The organism is Bacteroides coprosuis, from assembly GCF_020741705.1.
GTDB lineage: Bacteria > Bacteroidota > Bacteroidia > Bacteroidales > Bacteroidaceae > Bacteroides_E > Bacteroides_E coprosuis.
In genome coordinates, this window is sequence record NZ_DYYK01000046.1 from 1 (window position 1) to 2,984 (window position 2,984).

General features: G+C 35.1%; 1 protein-coding gene. It reads right to left on the bottom strand.

The features are described from left to right. Window positions 1-2,984: SusC/RagA family TonB-linked outer membrane protein (locus K8V80_RS02835; protein WP_276775330.1), on the bottom strand; the 2,984-nt coding region annotated here is incomplete at both ends.

Here is a 2,984-nt window from a genome sequence, read left to right on the forward strand (position 1 = left end):
TTGATTCCAAATGAAAGTACTCTAGCGGGTACGAATACGTTATAGTTTGTACCATTAAATGATTGTGTTGGAGTCATACCTTTCAATGATGTAAATGAATAAAGGTTCTCAAGAGACATATTAACCCCTAATCTTCCAATATTTAGTTTTCTAGTGATAGATTTTGGTAAGTTATAACTTACAGTAATGTTCTTAATAGTTAAGTAGTTACCATTCTGTAAAAATCTGTCTGATGTTGAGTTTCCTTCACTATCAGTAGTGTAGTCTATTCTAGGAGTTCCATCTTTCCATATACGATTAGGACTGTTTTCAGTCATACCTTCTGGAACGGCATGCCATGCTTTTCTAACATCTTTGTGTATTGCCCCAGGATTTGATGATACACTCATCATACTTTTATAGTTATAATCAATGATTTTACTACCTAAAGAATAAGTGAATAAAGCAGATACTGTAAGATCTTTCCAAGTTAGTGAAGTGTTGAAACTACCATACCATTTAGGCATAGCTGAACCGCTCCAATCTTTTTTTGCATAGTTTGTATGTGTTACATACTCTTTACCATTGATGATGAAACCTTTTTGTTCGCCAGCCTCAATGTCTTTATCTGAGTCCACCGCCTCTTTACCTGGAGCTTTGTTTGCAGGGTCAACGTAATACTTTTCAGAATCAATATGGTATAGTCCTCGACCAGTCATTTGATCTACTCCTGCATATTTGTATAGCCAGAAGTCATAAATACCCTTACCTTCAGTATATTTCTTTGTACCAGAAATAATACCATTTTCTCTGTTTTCCTCTGGTAATCTGATAATCTTATTCTTAATATAAGTACCATTCATACCTACATTCCAGGTCCAGTCTTTATTGCTAATGATGTCAATGTCAGTGTTGATTTCGAGACCTCTATTGGATACTGTTCCAATGTTTCTTGTAACAACAGACTCTAAATAGCTAGTTGAAGTACCACCAACAGATAGAGGAAGGTTCACGTCAAATAGTAAGTCTTTAGAGCGTTTATCAAAATACTCCATAGATACATTAAGACGATTCCAGAATCTACCTTCTAATGCTACACCAAATGATTGTGTTGTTTCCCATTTTATTTCATCATTTCCAATTTGAGTTTTGTATGCAGCTCCTAGGTTGTTGTTTTGTAGTAGAGAATAAAACTCCATATATCCATATCTTCCAACTGATGCATCATTACCCACTTCACCGTATGAAACACGAAGTTTAAGGTCATTTACATTGCGTAAGAACGGTTGCATAAACTTTTCTTTTGTAATCATCCAGCTACCACCAACAGACCAGAAGTTACCCCAACGATTATCTTTATGGAATTTAGATGAACCATCTCTACGGAAAGAGAATTCTCCATAATATCTTTCATCATAGTTATAACGAATACGACTTAAATAACTTTCTGTTCTATAATCCATTAAGTAATCATACAGAGAAGTCATTTGAGTGAAGTTGATCATTGCTGTATTATCTTCAAATATTTGATTTGTTTTAAATCCATATAAGTAGTTGTAATACTCTTTGTTATTTTCATGACCCACTAAAATATTAAGGTGGTGATAATCACCTATCAATTTATTCCAGTCTAAATGCTGTTGGAAAGTATATTCTTTATTTCTATAAATATCTCTTTTTGCACGTCCTAGATCTTTTCCATCACCAATAACTGCATTACCATAGTTTTGCTCTTCAGTATTAGATAAGTTTAAAGCTCCTTTTACTGTAAAAGTGAAATCTTTTAAGAATTTAAAATCAGCAAATAATTGAGCATTTAAAGTGTTTCTAAATTGGCGTCTGCTATTCAAATCACTTTCCCAAATAACGTGACGTCCAGAATATTGAGGTCTTGATCTTGCTTCTCCATCATCGTACATTTTATTTCCATTTGGATCAGTAAGAAATTCTCCAGTTTTAGGATCGTGTTGATGAATAGGATAGATTGGTGCTATATTACGAGCATACATAAATGGGTTTGCATAAGAAGCATTGCTATCAGCATCTCCCGATGTTAAGTTTTTAGTTTGATGGCTGGCACTTAAGTTTAATCCAGTTTTAAACCATTCTCTTACTTTATAACTCATATTTGTACGAGCAGATAATCTTTGGAAATCTGAAGATTTAACATAGCCTTTTTCATCCAAATAACCCACTGAGAAGTAGTAGTTTGCTTTTTCTGTAGCACCTCCGCCGTTCATATTATATTCTTGGCGGTGTCCATAGCGTTCGATAGGTTTGTACCAATCTAAGTCTCCTCTATAACCAGGTAAAATTTGTGCGTCTTTTACCATCTTACCGTTTTCATCAAATAGCTGATCATCTGGTTTATTAAATATGTTATATTTAATTATTTCAGAAACAAGATTGCTTGAAGCGTGGGCATTAGCAGTTGCTGGATCTTTACCATCACTGATAGAGCTGTTTCTATAGCCTTCCCACATTACTTCCATCCAGTCTTTAGCACCTAAACGAGCGTATTCAGAAATTCCTCTTTCGTAAATACCTTGATTCATAGAGACATTGAAGTTAATCTTATCTCCCTTACCCTTCTTTGTTGTAATGATAATAACTCCATTTGCAGCTTTATTACCAAAAAGAGCAGCAGATGCAGCGTCTTTTAATACAGACATACTTTCAATATCTGTTGGGTTAATATCTGCTATGTTGCCTTGAAAAGGTACTCCATCAAGAACGTATAAGGGAGCATTACTACCATTTACTGAGCCAAATCCACGAATACGAATAGTTGCTCCTGCTCCTGGTTCTCCGTATGAACTATTAACTTGGATACCTGATGAAGCTCCTTCTAAGACTGCTACAGCACTGGACACAGGACGTTGTTCAATTTTCTTTGAATCTACGCTTGAGATTGCACCTGTAACAGAGGCCTTGGTTTGAGCTCCGTATGCACCTTGTATAATAACTTCATCCAGAACTTGCGTGTCTTCTTTCAGAAGTATTTT